Consider the following 21,124-nt stretch of genomic DNA (forward strand, 5'->3'; position numbering starts at 1 on the left):
TGCTGATAGCGTAACCTACGAAAAGCAAGCTACACTCAGTGTGTCGTAGGCATAGCGTGGCAATAGCCATACTCATGTAACTCCTAAACTCCTACCTTCTGCTTCCTCCTATTCTACTTATCTGCCAATTATCAAGAATTAGCAATGTCACTTGTCACTCAAAACCCTTCACCAACCAACGGACTAAATCTGGCTTTATTTGGGATTCCCCAATCATGTCTCCTGCAAATAGGTACTGCGTCTATGCTACTTCTACTGATAGCAGAGAAAGCAACTAGTAAGGGATTGATAGCTTTAGGGGAAGCCAGTGAAGAAGTATTTAGAGGCGATCGCCTTCCTATTCTCCACTTTGGAGATCAACAAGATCAACAGGAATTAAACCAAAGCTAACCATTATATATAACCATTTATTTATTAGCTCTGGTTAATCCTATAGAGCTACGAGTAAAAAACTAGAATTGTCAACAGTAATTGGCTTTATAAGAGCGAAGAATATGGGTTCCCTTTTATACTCTTCATCCCCAGCAGTGAATCTTTACCCCTCGGAATTATTCCTGCGTCATCGTCTACAGGTAGTAGAGGAATTGTGGGAGTCAGTTCTTCGGCAAGAATGTGGTCAAAAAATGGTGGATCTATTGCGACAACTGCGCGATTTGTGTTCCCCAGAAGGACAAGCTACTCATGACCAAACCTCCTCTGCTGTGGAGTTAATTGAACAACTGAATATCAACGAAGCTATCCGTGCTGCTCGTGCTTTTGCTCTTTATTTTCAGTTGATTAATATCATAGAGCAGGAATACGAACAAAAGCAGCAGTTAACCCGCTATTCTGATTCAGGCACGATCGATCAGGAACATCTGGCCAATATAATTTATTCGACTAACCAAAGAGAAGACGATTTACCTGTCACTAAGGAACTAGGAGCAGATTCCTTATCACAAAGTTGGACAGACACTACGCCAATTAAACAAAAAGGCACATTTGCAGCTTTATTTCCCCTGTTGTTTAAACTGAATGTACCACCCCAGCAAATTCAACGGCTGATTTCTCAACTAGATGTTCGCCTAGTTTTCACAGCGCACCCTACGGAAATTGTCCGTCATACGATTCGGGATAAACAGCGACAGGTAGTAGACCTCTTACAGCAGCTAGATAGCTTGGAAAGTCACTCTGGTGGCTATCCTTGGGAAGCTCAAGAGGTGAAAGAGCGTTTGTTGGAAGAAATCCGCCTGTGGTGGCGTACAGATGAGTTGCACCAGTTCAAACCTACGGTGCTGGATGAAGTAGATTATGCTCTGCACTATTTCCAAGAAGTCTTATTTGATGGTATTCCCCAACTGTATAAACGTCTCAAATATTCCTTAGAACAAACATTTCCTTGGTTAGAACCACCTAGTAAAAATTTCTGTTCCTTTGGTTCTTGGGTAGGTTCAGACAGGGATGGAAATCCGTCAGTGACACCAGAAGTTACATGGAAAACCGCTTGTTATCAGCGGAAAATGGTTCTGGAAAGATACATTCAGTCGGTGAAGCAGCTGATTGAATTATTAAGTGTGTCCATGCAGTGGAGTGATGTGTTGCCAGATTTGCTGGAGTCACTAGAGTTAGATCAGTCTACGATGAGTGATGTCTATGATGCTCTGGCGTTGCGCTATAGACAAGAACCATATCGCTTAAAGTTAGCGTATGTGCTGAGAAGATTGGAAAATACACGCGATCGCAATCTGGCTTTATATAGTCGAGAAACACCAGCAAATGAAGATTCCCCCATGTACCGTTCGGGGGCTGAATTTTTATCAGAACTGCGGTTAGTTCAACGCAATTTGACAGAAACGGGTTTAAGTTGTCGAGAACTGGAAAATCTCATCTGTCAAGTGGAAATTTTCGACTTTAACCTGACTCAGCTAGATATTCGCCAAGAATCATCTCGTCATTCTGATGCGCTAAATGAGATTCTCGAATACCTGCAAGTTTTACCCCTATCTTATAACCAACTATCAGAAGCCCAAAGAGTGGCTTGGTTAACAGGGGAACTGCAAACCAGACGGCCGTTAATTCCTGGAGAATTGCCATTTTCAGAAAAAACCAATGATGTAATTGAAACCTTCCGGGTAGTGCGATCGCTACAACAAGAATTTGGCATCAACATCTGTCAAACTTACATTATCAGTATGTGCCGGGAAGTCAGCGATGTGTTGGAAGTTCTGCTCTTAGCCAAAGAAGCCAGACTATTTGATCCGGCGATCGCTGTAGGTTCAATTCGAGTAGTCCCGCTATTTGAGACTGTAGAAGACTTACAACGGTCTAGAAGCGTGATGAAAGAACTTTTTGAACTCCCCCTATATCGCGCCTTCTTAGCTGGTGGCTATGAAGCACTTAACTCCGAAAACACCCCCTCAGAACCCCAAGCCCCCAACTCCCCATCTTCCCCTACCCTTAACCCCAATTTGCAAGAAGTGATGCTGGGGTATTCTGACAGCAACAAAGATTCTGGTTTCTTAAGCAGCAACTGGGAAATTCACAAAGCCCAAAAATCACTTCAGAAAATTGCCGAACAATATGGCTTACACCTGCGGATTTTCCACGGACGCGGCGGTTCTGTCGGTCGGGGTGGTGGCCCTGCTTATGAGGCGATTTTGGCTCAACCTGGTAACAGTATTAATGGACGCATCAAAATTACTGAACAAGGGGAAGTTTTAGCTTCTAAGTATTCCTTACTAGACTTGGCTTTATATCATGTAGAAACCATCACCACTGCGGTAGTTCAAGCTAGTTTGTTGCGGACAGGGTTTGATGATATTGAACCATGGAATGAGATCATGGAAGAGTTGTCAATGCGATCGCGCCAACATTATCGCGCCCTCATTTACGAACAACCCGATTTTATCGACTTCTTCCACCAAGTCACCCCCATTGAAGAAATCAGCCAACTGCAAATTAGTTCCCGTCCAGCCCGACGACCATCTGGTAAAAAAGATTTAAGCAGTTTGCGGGCTATTCCCTGGGTATTTAGCTGGACACAAACCCGATTTTTGTTACCTTCTTGGTATGGCGTAGGTACAGCTTTACAAGAGTTCTTGAATGAACAACCAGAAGAACATCTCAAGTTGCTGCGTTACTTTTATGTGAAATGGCCTTTCTTCAAAATGGCAATTTCTAAAGCGGAAATGACCTTGGCAAAAGTAGACATGGAAATGGCACGTCATTACGTCCAGGAACTGTCCAACCCCGAAGATAAAGCCCGGTTTGATAAAGTATTTGAGCAAATTGCTAGTGAATTTTATCTCACTAGGGATTTGGTCTTAAATATCACTGGACACCAACGACTTTTAGATGGTGATCCCATCTTGCAGCGTTCTGTACAGTTACGTAACGGCACAATTGTACCGTTAGGATTTATCCAAGTTTCTATCCTGAAGCGTTTACGACAGTACAAAAACACCTCGACCTCTGGAGTAATTCACTCCCGTTACAGCAAAGGCGAGTTGCTCAGAGGCGCATTGTTAACCATTAATGGTATTGCCGCAGGAATGAGAAATACAGGTTGAAGAAGGTGACAGGTGACAGGTGACAGGTGACAGGTGACAGGTGACAGTTAAGAGGGAATAGGGATAGATTATCAATACATTATTCTCCCCTGCTCCCCTGCTCCCCTGCCCCTCTGCCCCTCTGCTCCCCAATCACTATGACTAAGAAACCGATTCTAATTTGTACTTTTGTGGCATTGTCATCTGGATTTTTTGGTGGTTTGATGGGTGTACAAATCACCTCAATGCTTCACAGTCAGAAGTGCCAAAATCAAGCTTGGGGTTTCCAACAGATATGCAATACTTTGGTGACACCAGGAGCAATATGGCAAGGTAGCATAGCTGGAGTCTGGACAGGCACAATATTAGGGGCGTTTGTTGGTGGTTCAATTACACACAAATCGAGTCATAGGTCATAAGTGATTGGACATGGGACATTGGGAAAATTACTTCCCTATCCTCCCCATCTTCCTCAATCAGCCCTCAGTCCCCAGTCACTATTCACTTGGCGTAATAGATGACTGTAAATCACTCAGGTATTCCCAAGTGTTTGTGCTGGTATCAAAACAGCGCCATTTTCCTTTACGTTCGTCTTTATAGCAAAATAAGCTGCGATCGCGATCATCAAAATTATCAGTTAAAAAGTACACCATTCCTCGAAACGGATAAGTTTTCCGACTAAGGCGCTTTGCTACGGCTTGATTCGGACATTCGACGATAAACACAGATTCTCCATTAATTTTAGCGAGGGAGAAAATACACATCCGCAAAATTGCTCTCAGCCAACTTTCAGAATTCTCGAAATAATCGTCGATAATTTTGTTAGTTAGAGCTTGTTCGAGGCTGCGGTCTTTATTACGAGGAGTGTGGGGGTCAGACATAGCATCACCTAAATTGCTATACCGCTGGTTTGAGATTAAACCAAAATTTCCAAAAGTGGCAAGTCTGAATGGAGAAGAGGTTACAGGTGACAGGTGACAGGTGACAGTTAAGAGGGAATAGGGAATAGGGAATAGGGAATAGGGAATAGGGAATAGATTATCAATACATTAATTATTATTCTCCCCTGCCCCTCTGCTCCCCTGCTCCCCTGCCCCTCTGCTTCTTCTTCTGCCTCCTGTCTGGTAAAATATACCTATAAACTTGAGAATATATGGCCATGACTACCGAAACTAATGTAGGGAATCAAACTACCACAGGTGCTGATGCTATTGATGTTGCGATCGCACAGGGGATAGACTTTGATGGTTCTCCTATTCCTCCAGCTAAATTAGAGTTATATCACCAAGTCATGGGATTAGAAGCAGGTAGACAACGTAGCGGTGTATCTAATACCATGCGTTCTCGTATTGTTCGCATCGGTGCCAAGCATATCCCCCAAACAGATTTAGACCAAAAGCTTGTAGAAGCAGGTTTTGCACCTTTAAAAGAAAAAGAAGTCGCTTTTTTCTACGGCGGTAAGTAATTCCATTTTAGATTTTGGATTTTAGAATCGTAGGTTGGGTAAAGTCGTAATAACCCAACAAGAATTTTAATAACTTTGGCAATTTTGGGTTTCCTTCTGTCAACCAACCTACGTAAACTTTCTCATAATTTATTTTTCCAAAGTTCTTATTGTCACTACTTGTGGGGGTGTAGAATCAGGCGGATAAATTACATCTAGCTGTACCATGCGTTTAGTCCCCGGTTTTAGCACCACTTTCACCAAAGGATCTAAAACCTGTCCTGTACGATGCCATAAATGTACATAGCGCGTCTGTTGTTTCCCATTATCATCAGTATATTTTAGCCGCACAGTACCCCGAAAAAAGGGAAAATCTAGGGATGGTTTTCGGAAACGCACACCTTTTTGAGCTAATTTATCTTCTTTCAAAGGTGTTTCTAAAGTGACGGTTACGGGCTGGTCTTTATTAGTGTTATTACTTAACGGCAAGCTGAGATTATATTCAACCCCATAATTACCATGCGCTTCATAAGCCGTATCTGCATAGCGTACCAACATTTTTGCAGTTTGGCTTTGTTCAGTTCCTAATCTACCACTTCGTAAAGTGGCGATCGCATAAGAAATAGCTTTACCAGGTTCGGGAATAGTCAGGGTTTGGGTTTTAGGATTATCTACCAGATTTGCTTTCCAAGTCGCACCTTCAGATACACCAGCTACCCTTCCATAAATTAATTGACCCCCTTTAGCATCAGGTGGTGTAGGAATTTTATCTCTTGGAGCAGCAAAAGTACCACTCTTTAATAAATCTTGCCATTCGGCTAAAGTTGGCGCACGGTCATTACCTTCAGCATTTTTCTTAGCAAACATGGCTAAACTAGCAGTATAAACTTTACCACTACTACGCAAACGGAAAAAACTAGACCGACCATTTACAGGCTTTTCTAAATTTCGCACTGGAATGGGATGATTTAATAACATCCGACTTCCCCCAGCAGGAATTACCAATTTAGCCGGAAAATCCTTTTGACGCACTCCTCGCAATACATCAGCTACAGCCCTGGCTCCTGGGCCTGAAAATACTTTACCATCATTATTTTCAATGTATGGCGCTAAAGTTACAAAAGGTGCATCTACCATCAAATAACTTGCACCTTGTAAAATATCTACAGTGATAGGTTTTTTACCAGGGTTATGCAATATTACACCCAAATAAAGGGTTTGCAAATCCTTGGGAGTGTGGGTATAGTGGTGAGCAAATAAATCAAATCTTCCTTGAAAGGGAAAATTCAGATGTGCTGCTGGAACTTTTTTCCCCTCAGATGTAAAAGTAGAAAGTAAAATCCCTTCAGTTTTGATCCATTCAGGACTGTTGCTGTTAAAAACGGGTATTTTATCTAAGCTACCAGGTAAAGGACGCACTTCTCCAGCTTGGACAATTTCTTGAGGTGCTGATTTAGGTGGCGTTTGGGCATCTGCTATATTTTCGTTATAATTTGAATTAAATTTTGTACATCCGATGCTGTGAGTAATAGCAAGTCCTGATATGACTATGAATACAGGTTTAATGATTTTATTTCTTAGCTGACTAATTTGCATAAGTCTGAATTTTCCAGAAAGCTATTGGGTTGCAAAAGTTCAGTTTATAGATACAAGTTCCGAAAAGTTAATTTCTGATTATTTCACAATTACTATCTGCAATTTTCTGTAATTAGGGTAAATTTAAATTAGCCTTGTAATTTCGAGTCAGGAGTTAAATTGATGGATATACTCATTGAATCGACAAAGGATTTTGAGAAAGATTTAGAAAAATTTACAGATACGGAGAAGTTTAGAATTATTAAAGAAATGAATCGTAATTTTGAACTTCTCTCATCGGAAAATAACTCTTTTTATGAACACAGCGAACAACTCAGAAATATTAAACTAAATCATGATTATGATTCTACTATATTTTGTTTAAAAATTAATGAAGAACAAAGAATAATTTTAACTATAGATGATGATCCGATTTTTGGTTGTATATTAATCACTTTATTTAGATTAGTTAATTCAGAAGAAGCACAACAAGCATATAACGCTATTGCAGAGTTTATTTATCAGGATTTCACGGTAGAAGAAAATCAAGATTTAGAAATTCATTGTTGTTAATGCCACAAATTAAACCTCTTCTAGATGAATATGGTGTGATTCATGAAGCGATGAAAATTTTGCCAGACGAGTTGAAAATTGATTTTCTAGAAGCTTTGGCTGAATTAGAAGATAATGAATGTCACAGAACAAGAACGTTTCCGAAAACGAGATTACATAAGGTGACAGGTATTAAACAAGCTATCTATCGTGCTGATATTGATAAAATATCAGGTTGGCGTATTCATTTACAGTATATTGAAGGAAAAATTCACCTCAAAGATATTATTGGTGGTCAATATCACGATAATGTGATTGAAGTGATTAAGTTAAAAAAGGATAGATATGATTAATAGTTGATAGTTGATAGCTAATTTTAGCCTAAAATACTATCAACGGTGATTTTCATTTCTGTGAATGCCAGGATATCTAAAATTTCACCACGTTGAAAGGTTTTGACTTCACTATAACCATTTTCTCTAGGTTGACGATAAACTGTAATCGTTTGTTCAAGAATATCAACTAACCAAACTTCTAAAATACCACTATTTGCATAGAGAGGTATTTTTACATCTCGGTCATATTCTAAACTGCTATCTGCAACTTCAATTAATAGTAATATATCCTGTGGTTGGGGATGTCCAGCTTCATAGAAATCTGCGCGGGGTTTGAGTAATGCAATATCTGGTTGTGGTTCTGATAGATTATTTAAGATAATTGGATTTTGAACTCGGATAATTACTCTTGTACCTAACAAAATAGCTAGTAAATAATTCAGTCTGTCTACACAAGCTGCGTGTCTTCTACCAATTGGTGACATTTCAATAATTTCTCCGTTGATTAATTCTACTCTGTCATCTTCTAAAAGAATACCAGCTTTATTCATTTGGTGGTACTGGAAAATATTAAAACGTCGTTTTGCTAATTGTACAACCATGATGATTCTCCTAGTTTGACTTCATAGTTTAACTATAGCAATCCTGTTGGATTTTGAGGATTGCTATTTTGAGTTTACAAATAATCAAAAAATACTTCTGGTACTAATCTTAATTCTCCTGATTTAAATTTGGCAATATCTATCCATAAAGCGCGATGTTTACGTTCTGGTGTTTCGGAAAAAGTTAAACTTTCGATTTGGTAAAATTTGGGATCTGCAAAATCGCATTGATAAAGTTGGATGATTTCATGTCCCTGTTTACCATTGAAGATAAATAGGTTTTCTATACAAGTCAAATAGCGAATGTTGGTTAATTCTGCTTGAATTTCTTCTTGAAATTCTCTTTCTAAAGCTACCTGACTAGGTTCGCCGAATTCTACGCCACCACCTAATGCACGGTAAAAGTTTGATTGTTTGGTGGGATCGTATCCTTCAGAAACAAAAATTCGTTCACCATCTCGAATTAGTGCTAAAACTATGACTCGAATTTCACCTGGTTTATGCATTGTGGCTATTAGTGATGATTAATTATCATAAATGGAGTTGGCATGAACTTCACTATCTTCAACTGGCCAATCTGAATTTTCACCACCAATATATAAAATTTCTATGGTGACGTATTCTTCGCTTAATTGGGTGAGAGAATTGAGTAAAATATCTAATGCGATCGCATCACTTGTTCCTAAATCAAACCAACATCTTCCCCATTCTCCCTCATACTCAAACTCGCTCATGTTGTGCATCAAAGCCAGAAAGCTTTTGTTATAGCCACTAGGATCATAATCCATGTAGCTGATGTCTAAACCAGTGTCTTGCACTTGCAGATTCTCAGCGTTAAAGGCTCCTAATTTACCTAGATAAAACCAGGAATTGAAGACTTCTTCCACATATTGTTTTTCCCGTTCAGAGGGAACGTTACTGAATTTTAACCAAATCCAAACATCAAAGGGATTAAATTCGCGGAATTCAATGTACATTTTTTGTAATTTTTAATTGGTGATTGGTGATTGGCTGATTCGTCTTCCCTATTCCCTGTTCCCTATTCCCTATTCCCTGTTCCCTGTTCCCTTCTTTGGACTCATTATCATAGATTATTGAGCCGATTCATAGCCTGATTGCGTTCATATTCGATTTGTTTGACTAAACTGGCGGAAAGTTGGGCTTTTTTAGTTAAAGCTTTGTCAAAATGAGCGATCGCATCCTTAATCAAATCCTGGCTTTTTTCCTTTTTCCCCTTTTCGTGGAGAATTTGGGCTTTAAGATAATAAATTTCTGGGTTATCCGCTGTAGCTTTTAAAGCACGATTGACATAATCTAAGGCCTGAGAGTATTTTTTCAAATCCCTATACGCCAAAGCAATACCCCGGTTGACCAAATATTCCGGTGCAGCATTTTTTTCCAACTTTTCAATGGCTTGATCTGGGCTGGTAAAAGGTAAATTAACAGCTAACATTAAATTCATATAGCCCCGGATTAAATTTAACTCTGGATCATTAGCTGCAATTTCTTCTGCTTTGTCTAAATATTCATAGACCTTTGTTAATCGGCTTAAAGCTTTTGATACACCATTAACACCACCATCACGGAGGAGAATGACTGCACCCTCTAAAAAATTGCCCACACCCGTGTATAAATTTCCACGTAAAGGATCACTAGCAATTAGCTTTTGTCCAGCCTCCAAAGTTTTTTTGCTGTACCTATCTAAGCCAGCTAAATCCTGATTTCCATAAGCTAAAGCAGCCTGCATCGCATAAGCTAGAGGTTCATTTGGTTCATCAGAGATAGCCTTTTTGAGATAATCCTCCGCTGCTGGATAATTTCCCTCTTGAAAAATTGCTTTAAAAGCGGCTTCAGTGCGATCGCCTATTTTATGGGGTTCACTACTCCGAAATGGATCACCAGCATCAGCGGGATTTACCAGAGAAATCACAGTGATTGCAGTAGCAAAAGTAACTTTAACAAGAACAGGAAATCGAAAAAACATCATCAATTTAGGAATCAAAAATCTTGTGGACATGGGAACTCACAGAATAATTACGGTTGAAATTGTCTTATATCTTACTTAAAATACAAAAAAGTAGTTAACTAAAAAATGGCTTTACTAGGGCCAAAATTTCTACTTCATGTAGACTGTAGTGAACAATTCAAGTTTTCTCTCTGCTGGTAGCGATTTTCCACTATAAGTCTGCCACAATAGAAAAAAGTGAATGACTCTTGCTGCTAGATTAGGCTTTTCATTATGGAACTTTGCAGAATTTGCCAGTTGCTTTGGGTCTAGTTTATTAGTTATTCGCTGACTTTTTGGTAATTTTAACAAATGCTCTATCTCAGAAATTTAACTTATCACCCCACAGCCTGTCCCACAGCAATTCTCAAATCCATTAACCTAGAATTACCACCCCAGCAACTAGGTCTAATTATTGGCCCTAGTGGTTCTGGTAAAAGCACATTACTAGAAATCTTATCTGGACTTGCTGAACCCACCTCTGGTGCAGCTTTTTGGCGAGAACAACAACTAATAGCTGAACAACTACAACAATTAGCTGGGATAGTATTTCAGTTTCCAGAAAGGCACTTTTGTGGCGGTACAATTTTAGAAGAACTGCGTTTAGGGCATCCCGAATTAGGAGCAGAGCGAGTTCACCAAGCATTAAGCGAAGTAGGATTAGATCATTTATCCCTATCTACACCACCCCATGTTTTAAGCGGCGGACAGCAAAGGCGTTTAGCTTTAGCAGTACAATTAATTCGTCAACCTAATCTCTTACTACTAGATGAACCCACAGCCGGGTTAGATTGGTCAATGCGTCGTCAACTAGTAAATTTATTAGCGAAACTAAAAAAAGATTGGACATTATTAGTTGTAACACACGACGCTGGAGATATGTTGCCAATAGCAGACCATTGTTGGACACTCAATCACGGTGAATTAGAAACAGTTGACCCCAAAACATTAGAACATAAAGTAAAAGAAGCAGTTATAAAGTAAAATTAAGAGGAAAAAGGGAAGATTCACTTTAAACCTTACCCTTGTTCCTCAGAAGTTTATTTTCTCATTGTTAGGCTAGGGCGGATCTAAATTAATCTCCGAATTTCTAGAAAATTCTCTCTTCAGTTTTGCAATAATGTACTCTCCCACAACATTTTCTGAACATTTATCCTGCCACCAATTTAAAGATTTATGGTGCATTTCAGCCATGAGTTGCTTATTTTCTAGCAGATTTTTTAATATCCATGGTAACTCTTGCCAATTCTGGATTTGAATCACAGGCGCACCATCTAAATACCATCGTGAAGGCAAAGCTTCTGTTACAAGAACACAACCATATTTCATCCCCTCAAATAAACGAGTTGTTTCAAAAGATGTGCCTCTTGGAACAAGACATATTTTTGTGTCCATCATAATTTCACAATAGCTGCGTTCATCATCACTAGTCCTATCGTGATAACCACCAGTAATTGATAATTCAACTTTAAATTCAGGATGTTTTTTTTGGAATTGATTTAAAATCGCTATCATCAGTTTTCGAGACAAAGCTTTCGGAGTTCCTAACCAGGATTTTACAGACCATACAGAATATTGTCTGTGAATCACACTCCCTGAAAAATAAGTATCATAGAGACGAGATTCAATATTTTTGATAGGCAAATCCTTAGAATTATGATAACCCAAAGGAATATCATAAACGGGAGTAATTTGACCTTTACCTAATACCAAATTTTTGAATTTATGCCAATGATAATTTATCCAACCTGGTACACCCACAACTAAAATTCTTAAAAACTGAATTAGCGTCAGCAAGTTTAACAACGAAGGTTGAAGAAGAGGATTACATCCCAGGATTGAACTTGTACCTACACACTTAAATACAGCCCTAACTTTGTGAGCATATTTGGGGATTCGATACCATTCATCTCCAAGTATGAAAACAACAACATTTTGACCATAGGAAGGCAATTCATCAATTTCATTCCAGGTGACATAAAAGACTAAGCCGCTGATAACAGAACTTTTTTCTATAGCCTGAAACACCTTGCCAAAATAAGTAGTTAAACTGAATTCAATTGGTGGCTTAGTATCGTATATATCCCAGAAAAATGGTTTTTGATCTTTGCTGATATAGAGATAATACTGGTTAGCAAGAGCGTTAATTACTGTCATTAAAGTTTGCGAAGAGTTGTCAGAATTTACGTGAGTAATTGAGATCACAAACACAATATTTGATTTGGTTTGAAAGTAGATAAAAGTTCCACTCAAAAGTATCAATACTGCTATTGTGTTCTGTTGATCATCAGCGGCTTTTTTCAAATAGCCTTAATTCAATTTTTCTATTCTGTGTTCCATGGAACAGGATATTTATCAGTAGCTTAAAAGTCTGGTAGATGCTTCAACGTTTAAGGTTGTAGAAATGTCATTAAAACTTGATTAATTATCTGAATAATATTAATGGTGCGTTAAAAACCACATAACGCACCGTAAGTGATAGAATATTTTTTTATGACTTGATAACGGTTAGTGGGTGACCTGAGATTCGAACTCAGAACCAGCGGATTAAGAGTCCGATGCTCTGCCGTTGAGCTAGTCACCCTTACTAAAAGCCATAATAGCAGACTTTTGACGCTGCCGCTAGTGTTGCAGTTAAAAAACTGGTTGAAGCGGGAATTTGATCGTGAAAGTGATGTGATTATCTGCGCTTTCAACATCAATTGAGCCGTTCAAACGCTCCATCATTGCTTTCACCAAAGCCAGTTCTAGTCCAGAATCGCTGGATTTCCAAGGAGCATTGTTGGTAAAACGATAAAATGGCTGAAAAACTCTTGTTAATTCATGGTTGGGAATTTCGACACCGGAATAACAGATTTTTAACTCTACCGTATCTGCACTCAAATTAGCAGAGATGGTAATTGATTCACCTGCGGGTGTGAATTTGCAAGCATTGTTGAGCAATTCTGTGATAATTCGTTCAAGATCAGTAATGTCTGTTTCTAAAGGTGGTAGGTTTGCGGCAATATTTAAGTTGAAGTTTTGTTTCTGACAATTGGCAACATCCCGAAAGGATTCAACAATGGGAGTTAGCCAAGTTTGTAAGTCAATGGCGATTAATGTTGGGGGTTCGGGTTCAATGTTTAGATATGTTAGTGTGAGCAAATCGTTGATTAATTTGTTTTCGCGTCCACATTCGTTATGTAAAATCTGTAAGAGTTGTGGTACTAATTCAATATCTAAAATACCATTGGGAGTGAGCAAACTTTCTAAAGTTTGAGCCGCAAGACTAATACTAGTAACGGGTGTGCGAAGTTCTTGGGAAAGGGTTTTAAGGAATTCGTTTTTGTGCTGTTCTCGTTGTGCTAGTTCTTTTACTTGTGCTTTGGTTTTTTCCTGGAGTTGAGATTGACGAATTGCGATCGCACATTCATTAGCTATTTCCTGTACTAAGGATATCTCCAATTGCTCGAATGTTTCTTCTGTCGATTTGATTAACCAAATATTGCCTAAAATGCCTTGGGCATCAAAAATTGGACAAGCAAGCTGGGAAACGACTTTTATTTGTGAATTCCAGCCAGGAAGGATTTCTAAAGATTGGAAAACTTGTTTTTGTAATAATGACTGATAAACTTGGGGAAAGTCTAAAATTTCTCTAGTTAATCCCCGTCCATCTGGCAAATTAGAACTATATTCACTGGTAACTGTAACTGATGTTTGACAAAGATTATACAGTTCGATTTGACATCGTTCTAGTTCTAATAATTGAGCTAATTCTTGAACTGCGGTTTGTAGGACTTGGTGAACATCCAGATGATTACAGATTTTCTCAGTAATTTTTCGCACAATTGCTTGAAAATTCTGCGTCTGATTTAATTGTGATCTGTGCTGTTGTTTTTGTAATTCTAGTTGTTTTTGTAGATAATTTACTTGTTTTTGTAGTTCTGCTTGCTGAATGGCAATACCAAGTTGCAAAGCAATTTGTTTGAATATATCAATTTCTTCTTGTCGCCATTTTCGCATTTCTCGGCATTGTTGAGCAATTAACAGTCCCCATAAATTTTGCTGTAATAAAATTGGGACTACTAAATTAGATCGCACCTGCATAGAGGCGAAAAAATCTCTTTGGCAAGGGTGTAAGCCTGTGGTATAAATATCTTCAATAACATGAACATAACCACGTTTATAAGATTCTTGAAGCTGAATATCAACAAAATAATCTTGGATTTTTCGACCTAGTAGGGAATTGCCATCCATAATTGTTGATTCAGCTATAAATACTCCACTATTTTCAGTTTGAAAATGGTAAATTAGGATGCGATCGCAATCCATTACATGACGAATGTTGGTAACTGTTTGCTGGAGAATATTTTCTAAATCTTCACATTTACTAATCTTATGGGCAATTCCTTCTAGTAATCTCTGCTTTTCTGCTGTCATTCTTCCAGCTTTTTCTAATAGCTTTGAAGAAGTAATGTTGCTGCTAGTACCAATCAATCTGTAAATTCTAGAATTCCGATCCCGCAATGGAGTTAAAGTGGTACTCCACCAAGTATTGACACCTTGTAACTGCAAACATTGTTTATAGGAAATAGTTTTTCCCAACCGCACACAATCAGCATAATGTTTCCGCACCCTAGCAGCATCTACAGGAGAAAGAATATCCTCTGGTTTCTTACCACGCAGTTCCTCTGATGGAAGACCAACCCATCTCTCATGGGTGGGATTAAGTGCTAGATACCGAAAATCCCCATCTTCCAAAACATCAACAACAAATATAGATGTCTGCACAGAATCGTACATACTTGCTAGAAACTGCTCACTACTGCTTGTTTCATCAAGTTCTGTACCGAAAAAAATCTGCGTGGGTGCTGTGTTTTTTAACTTGGGGATAGATTCAACCGAATTGATTTTCATGAGAGTCCTTATTTAATATTTCTGACTCTTATAGGCGCTCTCTTGGTATTAATTTTGGTGACAAAAACCCCCTAGCGCCTAAAGCTAAGTATTGTTCAGATTTGACTCATGGATATTTATATCTTTACTCTAATTCTTAACCGAAATATCGGTAAGGGAATAGGCGTAAACGCAAGCATTCCTGCTGGTTACAGACAAAAAGTCATCTCACTTGTGTAGAACTCTACTGAAGTTGTTGTCAATAATGTTTTAAGATTCTTGCATATACTGAGTTATAAATCAGAAAAATTTTCATAATTGTTAAAATTCTTCATATTTCCCCGAATCTTCGTAATGGGTAATTAGAATTATCTTTCTGTCATCTGTCACCTATGAACGAAACAACTTATAAGCGGTGATTCCTGTAAGGACTCCTACAATCAACCAAGTAATAGCCAAACCGACAACTTCCCCTAAAAATAACTGTGTGAAGCGGCGCAAAAATATACCTATAATTGAACCAACTGGTAAAGCCAGAGCCCAAATTGCTGAATTCAGGAACATCCAAGACCATCCCCAGTGGAGTGATGAAGGAATTGCTAACCACCATTGTGCCACTCCAATCACTAAGCCGCCAATACCCCCGGAAATAATTCCAAAGACGATTCTAAAAGTTAATAATTCTGTTGATGGTACATACCAGCCTATAGTACCTGCACCAATGGCGGTAATTAGTACCCAACCTAAGACTGTTGAGAGTATCCAGCCGAAAGGAAAGATAGTTTGTCTGAGTATATAACTTTGAGGGAGTGCGATCGCCAATCCACCCACAACAGCTTCTAGCATTCCCACATCTGGCTTTTCACCAATTTCAATCAAAAATAAACTTAAGAAGAAACCACTGAAAGTAGTGAAACTCCACAGTAAAGTAAAAGTGAAAATATTAAATTTAGTTTTGAAAAATGCTACTTGCATCACAATTTTTTGAACTGTAAAGGTTGAACTGCTTTTGTAGAAAACATATCTAAAAAAGCCTTACGCCGCTTTTGAGGAGATTCAGGAGCAATATAACCCCATAAACTTTCCCAATAGAAAAAAGAAAAACCTGCAAAATTTCTATCCCCTTCACTGGAGTGAATTCCATCACGCACAATTTGCACCTGTTCTTGAATTCGGTTAATATTCACAGGACTGATAGTAGTTCCCGTTGAAATCCCAATACTAACAGGAATTTTAGTCATTGCATATTGTACCGCAGGTTTTTTTATCTCCGCAATAAAAGAGTCTTTATCATCTCGATATACCTGCAAAATCAACTCATCCACCAAACCTTTATTTACCCAATTTTCCCAATCTTGCAAATAATATTTATAGGCATAATACTGAGAATTAGGAGAAAGAGATATTTTCAAATGGGGTTTAATTGCTTTAACAGCTTGATTGATTCTTACCATAAAATCAGTAATTTTATTTGCCCGCCACCGCATCCATTCGGCTGCAAAAGGATCATCAGGTGGATTCTTCCCTAAATGCTCATTTTGGTAAAGTTTAATAGTATATGTATCATAACCAAATTGTACCGGCATACCAAAATGGTCATCAACCTGAATCCCATCCACATCATAATTTCTAACAACTTCTAAAATTAAATTTTGAATAAATTCCTGCACCTGGGGATGAAGAGGATTTAACCAAACTTGTCGATTAAAAACACCATTATTCTCAATTTCTTCCGGCAGAATTTCATTAATAGAATTTATACCTTGTTGCCCAGTTGTTAACCATTCTGGGTGTAACTTTGCCAATGCAGAATTAGGTGGAGTCATGAACCCATATTCAAACCAAGGAATAATACTTATATCTTTACTTTTTGACAGCTTTACCAACTTTTCTAAAACATCCTTACCACCATGCATAAAATTTAGAAAAGGTTGAATTTCATCACCTGTAATAGTTTGAGCAACAGCACTTTTATAAAAAGTGTAACCTCTGTTCCAGACTACCGGATAAATAGTATTAAAATTCAACGATGCTAATTGATCAATAGCACGGTGAATACCCCAAGGGACAAAAAGCACACCACTGGCAACATTAGTTAGCCAAACACCACGAATTTCTGTAGTCAAAGCACTTATTTTTTGAGAAGAAACAGAAGTAGAAGAAATTGGAAATGCTGTTAAACTGAAGACCAATCCTAAACACAGACAAAATAAAAAACAACGACGGAACACCCTCTTCATTTGCAACTTAAACTTACGATTGTCCTACTATATATAACTACAAAATCAAATTATATGTGTCAGGATTATGTAATGATATGAAGACTTTTTGAAAAGAAATCAACAAGGCACAAAATAGATATAGTAATCATTCAGGCATCAAGCACTATCCTCAATGCTTAGGTAATGTGCCTATACTTTAGTATCAAATCAAAATTTTTCCACACCTGCAAACTGCTGAACTGATGCTTTTGCAGCTTCTCCACAAGTACGTGGTGTAGGAAAAATTTTACCAGGATTAGCCAAACCTTGAGGATTAAAAACTTGCTTTACCCATTGCATAGTTTCTAAATCAGCCTCACTAAACATATCTGGCATATAGCATTTTTTATCAGCACCAATACCATGTTCACCAGAAATACTACCACCTACTTTTACACAAAGTTTGAGAATTTCTCCCCCTGCTTCTTCAACTTTTTCTAACTCTCCCGGTATAGAATTATTAAATAAAATCAAGGGATGAAGATTTCCATCACCAGCATGAAATACATTCGCAATCTGATAACCATATTTTTGGCTGATAGCTTCAATTTCCTTTAATACATAAGGTAATTGCGTCCGAGGAATTACACCATCTTGAACATAATAATCAGGGCTGATATGTCCCGCAGCAGCAAAAGCAGCTTTTCTGCCCTTCCATAATTTTAATCTGGTTTCTGGGTCAGCAGCAGAAGTAATATTACGCGCTCCATTTTTTTGACAAATTTCTGCTACTCGCTGTTTATTGACTGCAACTTCTACTTCTAAACCATCTATTTCCACTAATAAGATTGCTGCTGCATCACGAGGATAACAATTAGTAGCGACAACATCTTCAACAGCATTAATACTAATATTATCCATCATTTCCATGCCACCAGGAATAATGCCGGCACTGATAATATCAGAAACACTTGCAGCCGCAGCATCAACACTATTAAAGTCTGCCAAAAGGACACAAATTGATTCAGCACTTTTGAGAATTTTCAAAGTTATTTCTGTCGCAATTCCTAAAGTTCCTTCCGAACCGACAAATACACCAGGTAAATCATAACCAGGCATTTCGGGAATTTGTCCCCCGACATCAACAATAGAACCATCAGGAAGTACGAGTTTTAAACCCAAAACATGATTAGTAGTCACACCGTATTTTAAACAATGTACTCCCCCGGAATTTTCGGCAATATTCCCACCAATAGAACAAATTATTTGACTAGAAGGGTCAGGTGCAAAGTAAAAACCAGCACCGCTTACAGCTTGTGTCACCCAGCTATTAATTACCCCTGGTTGAACAACAGCAAGGTGATTTTCTAAATCAATGCTGAGGATTTGTCGCATTAAAGAAGTGACGATTAACACTGAATTTTCTGATGGTAAAGCACCACCAGATAAACCCGTACCAGAACCTCGTGCAATGAAAGGAACGGAGTATTGATTACATATTTTTACAACTTCCGCTACCTGTTCTGTAGTTCTGGGTAAAACTGCTACTGGAGGAATTTGACGATAGCTGGTTAAACCGTCACATTCATAAGTGAGGAGTTCTTCTTTACGTTTAACTACACCTTTTTCTCCCAGGACAGCGATAAATTTTTTGATGATGGGTTTCCAGTCGATTTGTTTTTTATCTTGGGTAAGCATAGAGTTTTGATTATTAGTGATTTACCTTAACGGGTGACAAGGTTATAATTACTTGACTAAGTATAACAATAACAATACCAGTTTTACCCCCCTTTTTTTATGCAGCTTAAGGGGGAATAAATAAGTAGCTACTCCTAGAAATTTACAGCAGATTGCAGATCAATGGGGTACAGCATCAAAATTGAAACCTATACAAAAAGCCAGTTTCACTCCTGATTTCTGATAGCGTAGCGTGGCGTAAGCCATATTCTGCTGTAATGCGTCTTATTTCAAATAGAGGAAGAAATGAGCAATTAAAGTACTCCTTTCATAAGAAAGTAAATAAAGATGTAAAAGATTTGGGTTGTTCTCATCTCTATGCATTACTACACCAGCAAGTCCTAAACTGTGATGCTCTATCGATCTATCTTTTGAATCTAGTAACAAACTGAAGTAAGGGCTTTTATCTGGATGAGATTTTGTTAAGTCTTCGTAACTTTGAAAAAAAGGAGGTATCCCAATTCCCAGGGGCATATACAAGCCTTTAGAATAGTTTTTTACAGGTAGTTGAGGAATATCTTGGATATTGATACCACTGATGAGTAATTTATTCTGCTCCCCTGTTTTTGTATCTCCTAGTACCAATTCTATTTCCTGTAAATTTTGTTGAACACCGATAGGTTTAATATTTCTTAAAACCGCTTTTTCAAATTTACCTATTCGCCAGTATTCATTTCCCCAAGGTTTATCGGGATCATAGAATCCTGGTTGGATAAAACTTGCAAACTCAATTTTATGTTTTCCGCTGTAAATATCTCTCCAAGTAGTTACGTTAGTTGCTAGTGTAATTCTCATTTTCCTGCTTTGCTCTCCAGCTGAAATTATTTTTTCATCCAGTGGAAATTGAGCAACTATTTGTTTTTGATCAATTACATTCCTCAGCAAATTAGTATTAACAAAAGTGCCGCTTGGATCTTGCCAGTGTTCTAATTTCCACCAATGTTTCCAATAGGACATATTGTTATTCTTTTCAAAGGCATTTTTATAATGTCCCATGGGGAATGTAAACCAACCTTGATAATAAAGTGTTTTATTATCATCTTCTTTAGTAAAAAGTAAAATTTCCCAAAATCCGGCATTTAAGCAATTATTAGCCAAAGCAATTTCTACAATATTCTGCTTTTCAAAACCATCTCCTCCGGTAATTTCTATGTTTTTAGAATTGGTTGGAAAGCTAATTTGTTGTCTGTTCCATTCCCGATTTGTAAAGGCTATTACTTCTAAGCCTTGATCTTTTTTTACCCATTCTGGTGCTTTAGGTACTAATAGGGTTAGATCAACATTTTTGATAACTATCTTTGCTGTTTTTTCATTGGTTGGTTCTAAGACAAAATCAAAGTTATTTTCATCTTTTTTGATAATTGTTAATTTCCGTTTGGTGTATCTTTGAAAATTTTTGCCTAATAGAGCAGGGTTTGCCGGATATTCAAAATTAGATAATTCTTGGAGTTTAACTGTCATTTGATTATCAATATCATATCTGGATTTAAACCAGAATGCAGTAGTTACCAGCAGACCAAGGAATATGATAAAGGTCGCAACCCAAATATTCTTATTGGCAAGTATTAAAGTTAATTTGTCTAGAAGAATACTGATTTTTTTGTTTTTTGGTAAGTTGTTGTTCATTGATTTAAGGATTATAAACTCCAATAACAATGCTTGATTTCCGGGTATAAGATGGGTAAGGATTCAGGGAACAGGGAACAGGGAACAGGGAACAGGGAACAGGGAAGATAAAAGAAAAATGTTCTTCATCCTTCATTCTGAACTCCTGAACTCCTGAACTCCTGAATTCTTACTAAGATGGAGAAATTATGACTTGAATAATACTCGTAGCTTTGAAAACTGGTTTGGGTTTTAGATATTTTTACAAAGTCCCAACACTTGCTTTGATTTTTCAAGTACCTCTTTAGGGCGAAAAGGTTTAGTCAGATATAAGTCTGCGCCAACTTCAATTCCTTTTTGTTTATCAAATTCCTGTCCCTTAGCTGTCAGTATCGCAATGTAGATGTCATTCATTTGTAAGTCTTGTTTAACAATTTGACAGACTTGCAGACCACTCATTTTAGGCATCATTACATCGAGAAAGACTAGGTTTGGTTTTTCTGTTTTAATGGTTTCGAGAGCTTCTTCTCCATTTCTGGCTGTTAGGAGTTCAACCCCTTCATCTTCTAATTCTTCTAGAACTTGTTCCATCAAAATTAAGATATTGGGTTCATCATCAACAATGAGGATTTTTTGAGTCATACTATTTTGGATTGGGGATTGGGG

Annotated in this window: 20 protein-coding genes and 1 tRNA gene; 7 read left to right on the forward strand and 14 right to left on the reverse strand. The window is 37.9% G+C overall.

Annotation, left to right across the window (positions count from 1 at the left end; genetic code table 11):
- Nucleotides 1-144: 144 nt before the first annotated feature.
- The 3 genes from ACLLO5_RS11495 to ACLLO5_RS11505 all read left to right on the forward strand — a co-directional run bounded on the left by ACLLO5_RS11495 (nucleotide 145) and on the right by ACLLO5_RS11505 (nucleotide 3,946).
- Entirely contained in the window at nucleotides 145-390 is a 246-nt protein-coding gene (locus tag ACLLO5_RS11495; RefSeq protein WP_413175575.1) for a hypothetical protein, read from the forward strand.
- A 104-nt stretch (nucleotides 391-494) separates the two neighbouring features.
- Nucleotides 495-3,548, forward strand: coding sequence for a phosphoenolpyruvate carboxylase (ppc, locus tag ACLLO5_RS11500; RefSeq protein WP_413175576.1), 3,054 nt, complete (start codon nucleotides 495-497; stop codon nucleotides 3,546-3,548).
- Nucleotides 3,549-3,685: 137 nt separating this feature from the next.
- Complete coding sequence (locus ACLLO5_RS11505) at nucleotides 3,686-3,946, forward strand: hypothetical protein (protein ID WP_413175577.1); 261 nt, start codon at nucleotides 3,686-3,688, stop codon at nucleotides 3,944-3,946.
- A 78-nt stretch (nucleotides 3,947-4,024) separates the two neighbouring features.
- Here ACLLO5_RS11505 and ACLLO5_RS11510 read toward each other — a convergent pair whose 3' ends face one another.
- Nucleotides 4,025-4,408, reverse strand: a complete 384-nt coding sequence (locus ACLLO5_RS11510; protein WP_413175578.1) for a hypothetical protein — start codon at nucleotides 4,406-4,408, stop codon at nucleotides 4,025-4,027.
- 278 nt (nucleotides 4,409-4,686) lie between these two features.
- On the opposite strand from ACLLO5_RS11510, the gene ACLLO5_RS11515 reads away from it, so the two are divergent.
- Nucleotides 4,687-4,992, forward strand: coding sequence for a DUF4090 family protein (locus ACLLO5_RS11515; RefSeq protein ID WP_413175579.1), 306 nt, complete (start codon nucleotides 4,687-4,689; stop codon nucleotides 4,990-4,992).
- A gap of 129 nt (nucleotides 4,993-5,121) precedes the next feature.
- On the opposite strand, the gene ACLLO5_RS11520 is transcribed toward ACLLO5_RS11515, so the two are convergent.
- Nucleotides 5,122-6,567, reverse strand: coding sequence for a DUF3370 domain-containing protein (locus ACLLO5_RS11520; RefSeq protein ID WP_413175580.1), 1,446 nt, complete (start codon nucleotides 6,565-6,567; stop codon nucleotides 5,122-5,124).
- 162 nt (nucleotides 6,568-6,729) lie between these two features.
- Between ACLLO5_RS11520 and ACLLO5_RS11525 the strand changes: the two genes are divergently transcribed.
- Both ACLLO5_RS11525 and ACLLO5_RS11530 read left to right on the forward strand, forming a co-directional pair.
- Nucleotides 6,730-7,119 (forward strand): hypothetical protein, encoded by a 390-nt coding sequence (locus ACLLO5_RS11525; RefSeq protein ID WP_413175581.1) that lies wholly within the window; start codon nucleotides 6,730-6,732, stop codon nucleotides 7,117-7,119.
- Nucleotides 7,119-7,451, forward strand: a complete 333-nt coding sequence (locus tag ACLLO5_RS11530; RefSeq protein ID WP_413175582.1) for a hypothetical protein — start codon at nucleotides 7,119-7,121, stop codon at nucleotides 7,449-7,451. The genes ACLLO5_RS11525 and ACLLO5_RS11530 overlap by 1 nt, the downstream gene beginning before the upstream one ends.
- 23 nt (nucleotides 7,452-7,474) lie before the next feature.
- On the opposite strand, the gene ACLLO5_RS11535 is transcribed toward ACLLO5_RS11530, so the two are convergent.
- The 4 genes from ACLLO5_RS11535 to ACLLO5_RS11550 all read right to left on the reverse strand — a co-directional run bounded on the left by ACLLO5_RS11535 (nucleotide 7,475) and on the right by ACLLO5_RS11550 (nucleotide 10,052).
- Complete coding sequence (locus ACLLO5_RS11535; protein ID WP_413175583.1) at nucleotides 7,475-8,035, reverse strand: Uma2 family endonuclease; 561 nt, start codon at nucleotides 8,033-8,035, stop codon at nucleotides 7,475-7,477.
- Between the two features lie 74 nt (nucleotides 8,036-8,109).
- Complete coding sequence (locus ACLLO5_RS11540; protein ID WP_413175584.1) at nucleotides 8,110-8,541, reverse strand: NUDIX hydrolase; 432 nt, start codon at nucleotides 8,539-8,541, stop codon at nucleotides 8,110-8,112.
- A gap of 18 nt (nucleotides 8,542-8,559) precedes the next feature.
- On the reverse strand, nucleotides 8,560-9,012 hold the full coding sequence (locus tag ACLLO5_RS11545; protein WP_413175585.1) for a DUF3531 family protein: 453 nt from the start codon (nucleotides 9,010-9,012) through the stop codon (nucleotides 8,560-8,562).
- 107 nt (nucleotides 9,013-9,119) lie between these two features.
- Nucleotides 9,120-10,052: a Sll0314/Alr1548 family TPR repeat-containing protein gene (locus tag ACLLO5_RS11550; RefSeq protein WP_413175587.1), complete on the reverse strand. Its 933-nt coding sequence runs from the start codon at nucleotides 10,050-10,052 to the stop codon at nucleotides 9,120-9,122.
- A 300-nt stretch (nucleotides 10,053-10,352) separates the two neighbouring features.
- Between ACLLO5_RS11550 and ACLLO5_RS11555 the strand changes: the two genes are divergently transcribed.
- Nucleotides 10,353-11,024 (forward strand): ABC transporter ATP-binding protein, encoded by a 672-nt coding sequence (locus tag ACLLO5_RS11555; RefSeq protein ID WP_413175588.1) that lies wholly within the window; start codon nucleotides 10,353-10,355, stop codon nucleotides 11,022-11,024.
- A gap of 75 nt (nucleotides 11,025-11,099) precedes the next feature.
- On the opposite strand, the gene ACLLO5_RS11560 is transcribed toward ACLLO5_RS11555, so the two are convergent.
- The 8 genes from ACLLO5_RS11560 to ACLLO5_RS11595 form a co-directional block, all read right to left on the reverse strand.
- Complete coding sequence (locus ACLLO5_RS11560; RefSeq protein ID WP_413175589.1) at nucleotides 11,100-12,197, reverse strand: glycosyltransferase family 1 protein; 1,098 nt, start codon at nucleotides 12,195-12,197, stop codon at nucleotides 11,100-11,102.
- A 355-nt stretch (nucleotides 12,198-12,552) separates the two neighbouring features.
- Nucleotides 12,553-12,624: transfer RNA gene (locus ACLLO5_RS11565), tRNA-Lys, on the reverse strand.
- A gap of 50 nt (nucleotides 12,625-12,674) precedes the next feature.
- Nucleotides 12,675-14,936, reverse strand: a complete 2,262-nt coding sequence (locus ACLLO5_RS11570; RefSeq protein ID WP_413175590.1) for a GAF domain-containing protein — start codon at nucleotides 14,934-14,936, stop codon at nucleotides 12,675-12,677.
- A 369-nt stretch (nucleotides 14,937-15,305) separates the two neighbouring features.
- Nucleotides 15,306-15,890 (reverse strand): hypothetical protein, encoded by a 585-nt coding sequence (locus ACLLO5_RS11575; protein WP_413175591.1) that lies wholly within the window; start codon nucleotides 15,888-15,890, stop codon nucleotides 15,306-15,308.
- Complete coding sequence (locus tag ACLLO5_RS11580) at nucleotides 15,890-17,155, reverse strand: glycoside hydrolase family 10 protein (RefSeq protein WP_413175592.1); 1,266 nt, start codon at nucleotides 17,153-17,155, stop codon at nucleotides 15,890-15,892. Before ACLLO5_RS11580 ends, ACLLO5_RS11575 begins: the two co-directional genes overlap by 1 nt.
- A gap of 189 nt (nucleotides 17,156-17,344) precedes the next feature.
- Nucleotides 17,345-18,814 carry a glycolate oxidase subunit GlcD gene (glcD, locus tag ACLLO5_RS11585; RefSeq protein WP_413175593.1) on the reverse strand — a complete coding sequence of 490 codons (1,470 nt, stop codon included), beginning with the start codon at nucleotides 18,812-18,814 and terminating at the stop codon, nucleotides 17,345-17,347.
- A gap of 264 nt (nucleotides 18,815-19,078) precedes the next feature.
- Nucleotides 19,079-20,479: a hypothetical protein gene (locus ACLLO5_RS11590; RefSeq protein ID WP_413175594.1), complete on the reverse strand. Its 1,401-nt coding sequence runs from the start codon at nucleotides 20,477-20,479 to the stop codon at nucleotides 19,079-19,081.
- Nucleotides 20,480-20,710: 231 nt separating this feature from the next.
- Complete coding sequence (locus tag ACLLO5_RS11595) at nucleotides 20,711-21,100, reverse strand: response regulator transcription factor (RefSeq protein ID WP_413175595.1); 390 nt, start codon at nucleotides 21,098-21,100, stop codon at nucleotides 20,711-20,713.
- Nucleotides 21,101-21,124: the final 24 nt, after the last annotated feature.

The organism is Anabaena azotica SJ-1 (genome assembly GCF_047275885.1).
Lineage (GTDB): Bacteria > Cyanobacteriota > Cyanobacteriia > Cyanobacteriales > Nostocaceae > Trichormus_B > Trichormus_B azotica_A.